The 7,272-nt window shown below is 37.6% G+C and carries 10 protein-coding genes; 2 read left to right on the forward strand and 8 right to left on the reverse strand.

All coding sequences use genetic code 11. The features are described 5' to 3' along the window. Positions 1 to 722: hypothetical protein (locus tag COX77_00040; GenBank protein ID PIZ99928.1), on the forward strand; the 722-nt coding region annotated here is incomplete at its 5' end. Positions 723 to 727: 5 nt separating this feature from the next. On the opposite strand, the gene dnaJ is transcribed toward COX77_00040, so the two are convergent. The 7 genes from dnaJ to COX77_00075 all read right to left on the reverse strand — a co-directional run bounded on the left by dnaJ (position 728) and on the right by COX77_00075 (position 6,223). After that, positions 728 to 1,852, reverse strand: a complete 1,125-nt coding sequence (gene dnaJ, locus COX77_00045; GenBank protein PIZ99929.1) for a molecular chaperone DnaJ — start codon at positions 1,850 to 1,852, stop codon at positions 728 to 730. Positions 1,853 to 1,903: 51 nt separating this feature from the next. Next, the gene (locus COX77_00050; protein PIZ99937.1) at positions 1,904 to 2,188 is read right to left on the reverse strand and encodes a DUF3467 domain-containing protein; all 285 of its coding nucleotides are present in this window, start codon (positions 2,186 to 2,188) and stop codon (positions 1,904 to 1,906) included. Positions 2,189 to 2,217: 29 nt separating this feature from the next. Beyond that, entirely contained in the window at positions 2,218 to 4,125 is a 1,908-nt protein-coding gene (locus COX77_00055; protein PIZ99930.1) for a molecular chaperone DnaK, read from the reverse strand. Positions 4,126 to 4,134: 9 nt separating this feature from the next. After that, positions 4,135 to 4,458 (reverse strand): hypothetical protein, encoded by a 324-nt coding sequence (locus tag COX77_00060; GenBank protein ID PIZ99931.1) that lies wholly within the window; start codon positions 4,456 to 4,458, stop codon positions 4,135 to 4,137. Positions 4,459 to 4,523: 65 nt separating this feature from the next. Next, a complete protein-coding gene (locus COX77_00065) occupies positions 4,524 to 4,949 on the reverse strand; it encodes a hypothetical protein (GenBank protein ID PIZ99932.1) in 426 nt (141 codons plus the stop codon). A gap of 57 nt (positions 4,950 to 5,006) precedes the next feature. After that, on the reverse strand, positions 5,007 to 5,507 hold the full coding sequence (gene grpE, locus COX77_00070) for a nucleotide exchange factor GrpE (protein ID PIZ99933.1): 501 nt from the start codon (positions 5,505 to 5,507) through the stop codon (positions 5,007 to 5,009). Between the two features lie 2 nt (positions 5,508 to 5,509). Beyond that, complete coding sequence (locus COX77_00075) at positions 5,510 to 6,223, reverse strand: hypothetical protein (GenBank protein PIZ99934.1); 714 nt, start codon at positions 6,221 to 6,223, stop codon at positions 5,510 to 5,512. 170 nt (positions 6,224 to 6,393) lie between these two features. Between COX77_00075 and COX77_00080 the strand changes: the two genes are divergently transcribed. Then, positions 6,394 to 6,819 carry a hypothetical protein gene (locus COX77_00080; protein ID PIZ99935.1) on the forward strand — a complete coding sequence of 142 codons (426 nt, stop codon included), beginning with the start codon at positions 6,394 to 6,396 and terminating at the stop codon, positions 6,817 to 6,819. Positions 6,820 to 6,874: 55 nt separating this feature from the next. Here COX77_00080 and COX77_00085 read toward each other — a convergent pair. Then, positions 6,875 to 7,272 (reverse strand): hypothetical protein (locus tag COX77_00085; protein PIZ99936.1); only part of this gene is annotated, 398 nt, incomplete at its 5' end.

A 7,272-nucleotide genomic window follows, 5' to 3' on the forward strand; every position in this document is an offset into this window, starting at 1 on the left:
GCTCCCGACCAGAAGAATTTGTTCAAGCCAGTAAACTCGTAGCTCAAGCTGGCTTTGATGGTATTGATATCAACTTTGGTTGTCCTGCTAAAAAAGTAAATCGTAATGATGCTGGTTGTACTCTGATGAATAATTTGGACCGGGTTTATGACATTATTCAAGCAACTTGTGAAGCAACCAAACTACCCGTCTCTATTAAATTACGAAATGGTAAAGGTCAAGTAACTGCGGAACAATTAGTAAAAAAAGTTTTAGACTTACCCATCCAAGCCATCATGGTCCACGGTCGTACTTTTGAGCAAGCTTTTTCTGGAGAAAGTGATTGGCAACAAATAAAAAAAATCAGGACTATCTATCCTGGTATTCTACTAGCTAATGGTGGTTTAGATACACCAGCAAAAGCTCAAAGCGTTATTACTGAATTGGCTGTTGATGGCATTGGCATTGGGCAGGGTTGCTGGGGTAAACCATGGTTTTTTTCGCAGATCAAAGAACAGTTAAGATTCAACAGGTATACGCAACCTACTTGGGCACAAATAAAAAGAATTCTACTTACTCATGCCGAGCTGATGGCGGCCGATAAAAATAATGATAATTTAGTAGAATTTCGTAAACACGTTCTCCGCTACGTTAATGGTCATGAAAAAGCCACTGCCCTACGAAAACAATTAGTAACAATTAATTCTTATCAAGACTTAGTTAATATTATCCAGCAATTCTGATTTGCTTATAAATCGTTTTCTTTCAACTGTTCAAGTAATTTCTTTTGTTCTCTATTTAAATGGGTGGGTATTTTTATTTCCACCTTAACTAATAAATTACCGTTACCACGACCATTTAATTTGGGCATACCATAACCACTAATTTTAAACTGAGTTCCTGACTTAGTACCAGCAGGAATTTTTAATTTTACCTGTTCGGCAACGGACTCAATTAAAATTTTATCACCCAGCGTCGCTTGAGAAATATTAATTAGTGCCGTGGTATAAAGATCATCATTTTCGCGTCTAAACTTTGCTGATGATAAAACGTTCATCGATAAATACAAATCACCATTGCTACCACTTTTTTCACCAGCTTCGCCTTGCCCAGATAATTTTAAACTCTGACCATTATTAATACCGGCTGGTATTTTTACTTTAATTTTAGTATTATCGTTGATTACTCCCCGACCCTGACAATTCGGACATTTCTGCGCATAGCTCCGCCCCTCGCCCTGACACTCGGGACAAGTAACAACCGTTGCTATTTGTCCAAAAATAGTCTGTTGATTTTTTCTGACTTGACCGCTACCCTGACAAGTTTTACAATTTTCAATTTTCGTACCGGGAGCCGCGCCATTGCCCTGGCACTTTGAACACTTAACTTTTTTCCTTAATTCAATTTGCTTTTCACAACCAAAATATGATTCTTCAAAAGTTATACTAATACGAGCTTCTATGTCTTCACCGCGCTGCGGTCCTGATCGCTGGCGGGTGCGTGATTGATTACCAAAACCAAACATATCACCAAATCCTCCCAAAATATCACCTAGATCATCGGCGTGGACATTGCCTTGTTGCTGCCAAGAACCAAAATCCTGCCAATTAAAGCCCCCATAATTAGCATTAGCGCCGTTGGCCCTGGCACCATCATAACCAAAAGGTCCGCTACTACCATACTGATCGTACTTTTGCTTTTTCTCCGCATTAGACAAAACCTGATAAGCTTCATTAATTTCTTTAAACTTATCTTCATTGCCCTTGTTCTTATCAGGGTGATATTCGTGAGCTAATTTACGAAAAGCTTTTTTTATCTCTTCAGCGTTAGCGTTCTTATCTACTCCTAATACTTGATAATAATCCTTAGACATATTTTAAAACTAACAGATTCATAATCTGTATTTAATTAAATTAACTAGCAACTATTTTCTTTCCTCAAATCCAAACTGTGCCGGAGCTTGTGATTCATCAATGGTACCAAATTGCTGCTCATATTTTTCCATATTCTCACGTAAGGCGGTCAAAATTCTCTTCATATGCCCCGGTGTGGTAACAACCTTGCTGACGACCCGACCGGATTGAGCGATAATGTTTAAAAAGGCCATTTGAAACTCCTCCTTATTATGCATGACTTGCATAGCATTGGTATACTCAGCACCCATGATTTGATCAGCAATTTGAATTTGTGGATTATTCTCTTTACTCATAATAAACTTGGTCAAAGTTAATTAATAAATTATTTTTTAACCTCCTCATACTGACCATCAACTGTATTGGCATCTGCCGCCGCCTGCGGATCAGCGGTGCCGGCTGATTGGTCAGGACTTGCCGTCTGTTGAGCATTGGCTTGCTGATACATAGCTTGACCAATTTTGGAAACGGTTTTGTTCATCTCTTCCATCACCTTCTTGATAGCTGCTAAATCAGAGCCGTCTTTTACTTTTTTTAATTCTTCTAACTTATCAGTAACTTCTTTTTTGACGTCTTCTGGTACTTTGTCCTTATTCTCTTCTAATATCCGTTCCGTGGAAAAAATTATTGATTCCGCATTGTTTCTCGTTTCAATCTCTTCTTTCTTGACTTTATCTTCCGCTGCATGCGACTCAGCTTCTTTTTTCATTTTTTCTACCTCATCTTTGGAAAGACCTGAGGAGGCAGTAATGGTAATAGATTGAACTTTGTTAGTTGCCTTGTCTTGCGCTTTAACATTTAAAATGCCATTAGCATCAATATCAAACGTTACTTCCACTTGCGGCACGCCACGAGGTGCTGGCGGAATACCGGATAGAATAAATCGACCCAAACTCTTATTATCTTGCGACATTGGTCTTTCGCCTTGCACTACATGAATTTCCACCGACGTTTGATTATCCGCAGCCGTAGAAAAAATTTGTGATCGTGATGTCGGAATAGTTGTATTACGTTCAATAATTGGTGTCGCTACTCCACCCAAAGTCTCAATACCTAGTGTTAAAGGTGTTACATCTAACAATAATACATCACGTACTTCACCTTGCAAAACACCAGCTTGAACAGCAGCTCCCAAAGCAACTACTTCGTCGGGGTTAACTGAAATGTTGGGTTTCTTACCAAAGTATTCCTCAACAACTTTCTGGACAAATGGCATCCTGGTCATACCACCAACCAATACCACTTCATCAATTTGCGACTTACTAAAACCAGAATCAGTGATAGCCTTCTCCACTGGCTGTAATGTTTTCTTGACTAAATCACCAACTAATTCTTCCAGCTTCGCGCGACTTAATTTTAAAACTAAATGCTTGGGACCGGCAGCGTCGGTAGTAATAAATGGCTGGTTAATCTCGGTTTCCATTTGCGTGGAAAGTTCAATTTTGGCTTTTTCTGCTGCTTCTTTCAATCTTTGTAAAGCCATCTGATCTTTACCTAAATCAATACCCTGATCTTTTCTAAATTCATCGATGAGCCAATGAATCAAAACTTGATCAAAATCATCGCCACCTAAATGCGTATCACCGTTAGTAGATTTGACTTCCACAGTATCAGCAGAAACCTCCAAAATGGAAATATCAAAGGTACCACCGCCTAAATCATAGACGGCAATCTTTTGATCTTTCTTTTTATCAAAACCATAAGCTAGTGCTGCAGCGGTGGGCTCGTTAATTATTCTTAATACTTTTAGACCAGCGATTTCACCAGCATCTTTCGTGGCTTGTCTTTGCGAATCATCAAAATAAGCTGGTACGGTAATAACTGCTTCGGTTATTTTTTCACCCAATTTTGCCTCGGCATCAGCTTTTAACTTCTGTAGTACCATGGCCGCGATTTCTTGAGGAGCGTAATCTTTGTCTGCTAGCACAACTTTGACGCCATCGCCAGCTTGTTTAATCTGAAAAGGCATAATCTTGATATCTCGCTGTACTTCTTCATCAGTAAAGTGGCGACCGATTAACCGCTTAATAGAAAATAAAGTGTTGGTTGGATTAATAACTGCTTGCCGTTTGGCGGCTTGGCCAACTAAACGTTCATTATTTTTATTAATAGCTACCACTGATGGCGTTGTTCTATTACCATCACTATTCTCTAAAATTTTTGGTTGACCAGCTTCAATAATCGCCATGGCGCTATTAGTGGTACCCAAATCAATACCTAAAATTTTTGTCATATTTTTACGTTAATTATTTTTTAAATAAGTTATTAAACTATTGTCGTATAATTTACTATGAACATTTAATATGTCATCAAGTTGCAAAGATGAACTCTGTCCAAACTTGATCACCTCGTCCGGAAACAAATCAGTCAAAATAGCACTACCAACCAATCCCTGCGGTAAACTTATCACCCGGACGATAATATTTGACCAACAAAAGCTACAGGTCATATAGGCTAAGAAACTATTTCCTGCTTCATCCAAAATCTGCACTTTATTTTCCTGATACTGCCGATTGCAGACTGGACAATTTTGTACTAATCGTATTGAGTGTTTATTAAAATCCATAGATAAGCTGTTTGTTAATAAATGCTTCTGATAGCTCAGATCGTGTCTGAGCTAAACAGCAAAATTTATTTTTTCTTAACTTCGATAGTTATTGATTTTGGTTTTACTCTTTCCTCCTGAGGAATAGTAACCTTTAACACACCATCTTCATACACGGCTTTAGCGTGATCACCGTCAACAGCAGTCGGTAAGGCGACGGAACGATAAAAGGAACCAATACTGACTTCCTTACGATAATAATTTTTTTCATCAACCTCGCTCTTTTTTTCCATTTTGCCTTCGATAGTTAAAACATCGTTAACAATAGAAATTTTTACTTGCTGTGGGTCAATACCTGGTAATGAGACTTCGGCGACAATATCCTTATCGGTTTGATAAACGTCCATCGCGGGAGCAAAAGAATTAACTCCTCGCATGGTACTAAATTTATCAACCATGGCATCCATCTCATTAAAAGGATCCCACATTGGTGTCCATTTGATTATTGACATATTTATTACTCCTTACTGACTAATGACCCCAAAGGATCGATCAATCAATTTAAATATTTATTCAAGTTTGTTGACAATTACCTTGGCCGGTACCATAACTCGTTCATAAAGTTTATAGCCCGGCTGTACTTCCTGTAAAACAGTATGATCTATCTGACCAATATCACTTTGTTGACCGATGGCTTCGTGCACCTTGTGATCAAATATTAATCCGCTAGTTTCTATTTTGGTCACACCACACTTTTTCATAAACTTATCTAACATATCATATAAATGTTTCAAGCCAACTACCCAATCAAGTTTCTCATCAGCTTTTGGTACGTGACTTAAGGCAGTAGCAAAGTGTGTATATATCGGCAACAGTTCTATGATTAATTGCTCATTCGCTGTGAATAAATACTCTTCTTTCCAAATAGCCGTGGCTTTTTGCAAATTTTGGTAATCAGCTTGTGCTCGTAACCAATTATTTTTATACTCATTAGCCTTTTGTTCAGACTCGAGAGCTAAATCATCGGGAAAAATTACTTCATCATCTAATTGTTGATTTTCCTCAGACATAATTAAATATTATTAAATTTACTGTTTAAAAAATTAATCATTTGCCAACCCTTCTTATAATTCATACGTAAGGGACCCAAAATTCCAAACACGCCCGACTGATTCTTGACCTGGTACTTGGTTAAAATTGCTCCGGTGTCACGGCCAAAGGGATTGTCACTACCTAAAAAAATACGTGGCTCTCTAATTTGCTCAAAAATATTAACCATCGCGCCATCTAAATGATCAATCACTTGGCTCATGTTGATAATCGTATCCAACTGACAGAACTCTGGTTGTCGGAAAACATTACTAATGCCCGTATAATAAACATTGTTTGGTGAGAAACCAATAACTACAGCGCCCTCTACCATTTCTGCTACTTCTTTAGCTAAGTTTTTAATTACTACTTCTAATTGCTCAACATCTAACTTATTTAAATATTGGAGTAATGTTTTTTGATCTTGTTCTTTTAAATTTATTTGTCTTTCTGGTAATAAAATATTTTCCAAATAATAACGATATCCTTGTTCAGTTGGTACTCGGCCAGCTGAAGTATATGGCTGGTAAAGCAAACCCTGTTCTTCTAACTCAACCATTTCGCTCCTGATCGTGGCACTAGACAAATCAAATTTACCACTTTCAACCAATGGCTTGGAGCCAACTGGTTCAGCGGTGGCAATGTATTGTTCCACGATAGTGGATAATAATTTCTCTTGTCTGTCGGCTAGTGGCATAAATTTATGTTGGCACTCTCTTATATTGAGTGCTAATTGTATTATAAAACATTAAAATATACTGTCAAGAGTATGCAAATAATTATAATATTCCACTATTGACAAAAATAGTAAACTGTGCTATGATGTAATTATTCATAGTTTTTTAACAATATATCAAGGAAAATCTAATGAAAGATGAACTCTTAGTGCCTCTTTATTCAGTAGGGCTGTTTATTATAACTGTAATTGCGCTAATTTTTGACAATAGAGGGGCGGCTTTAATTGCATTTATTTATTTTTCTTTTCACTTTTGTCTTTTAGACAGAGAAGGAAAATTGGATTTAATAAGATTACTAAATCTACTGCTTGGTCTTATTTCTCTAGGACATTTGGCAATTCTCAGTGCGGTACTATTAGCCTTTTTCTTTAATCTAGGCAACGCATTAAGTGGGATCAATGGTGGTACTGGAACATTATTGCCAGGTTTTTTCCACGCACCGATCTTGTGGGGAACGAGTATTACTAGCATGGCATATCTATGGCGCTTCCACGTATCTATACTTCGTCATATACAAATATGCTTCCCAGTTTTTTTCAAAAAAGTTCTTGCCTAACAAAAAATCCCCTTTAACAATAATTGTTACGGGGGATTTTAATTTTATCTAATATTTAGCCAAATAATTTTTTATTATTAATCTGTTGTACAACGTCCTTATTATCATTTTCTCGTACTTTATTCCGCCGACGAAAGCCACAAATTAAACATTGCTGAACTATGTAGGTGTCCCCTCGCTTAATATCAACATCAATTGGCGCCATTAAACCACCACACTCTTGAGCTCGATCACCAGGATCTTTATCAACGTGCTTGGAACATAAACAAGCAGGACAATGGTTAGTATAACCATCACCGATAACTTCAGTACCACAATTATCGCAAATAAAATCTTCTATTGTTCTTCTAAATGACATAATATTAAATCTTAACTCATTCAATATGATCGGGCTGAGAGCCTGCCTGACGGCAGGCAGGGACTTGTCAGCCAGAGGCTGATCCGCCTCCGGCG

The organism is Candidatus Komeilibacteria bacterium CG_4_10_14_0_2_um_filter_37_10, from assembly GCA_002793075.1.
In the GTDB taxonomy this organism is placed as follows: domain Bacteria; phylum Patescibacteriota; class Patescibacteriia; order UBA1558; family UBA1558; genus UM-FILTER-37-10.

Bases quoted from the DNA above. Each gene is read 5' to 3' on its own strand.
- dnaJ (PIZ99929.1), bottom strand. From the start codon at position 1,852: ATGTCTAAGGATTATTATCAAGTATTAGGAGTAGATAAGAACGCTAAC.
- COX77_00050 (PIZ99937.1), bottom strand. From the start codon at position 2,188: ATGAGTAAAGAGAATAATCCACAAATTCAAATTGCTGATCAAATCATG.
- COX77_00055 (PIZ99930.1), bottom strand. From the start codon at position 4,125: ATGACAAAAATTTTAGGTATTGATTTGGGTACCACTAATAGCGCCATG.
- COX77_00060 (PIZ99931.1), bottom strand. From the start codon at position 4,458: ATGGATTTTAATAAACACTCAATACGATTAGTACAAAATTGTCCAGTC.
- COX77_00065 (PIZ99932.1), bottom strand. From the start codon at position 4,949: ATGTCAATAATCAAATGGACACCAATGTGGGATCCTTTTAATGAGATG.
- grpE (PIZ99933.1), bottom strand. From the start codon at position 5,507: ATGTCTGAGGAAAATCAACAATTAGATGATGAAGTAATTTTTCCCGAT.
- COX77_00075 (PIZ99934.1), bottom strand. From the start codon at position 6,223: ATGCCACTAGCCGACAGACAAGAGAAATTATTATCCACTATCGTGGAA.
- COX77_00080 (PIZ99935.1), top strand. From the start codon at position 6,394: ATGAAAGATGAACTCTTAGTGCCTCTTTATTCAGTAGGGCTGTTTATT.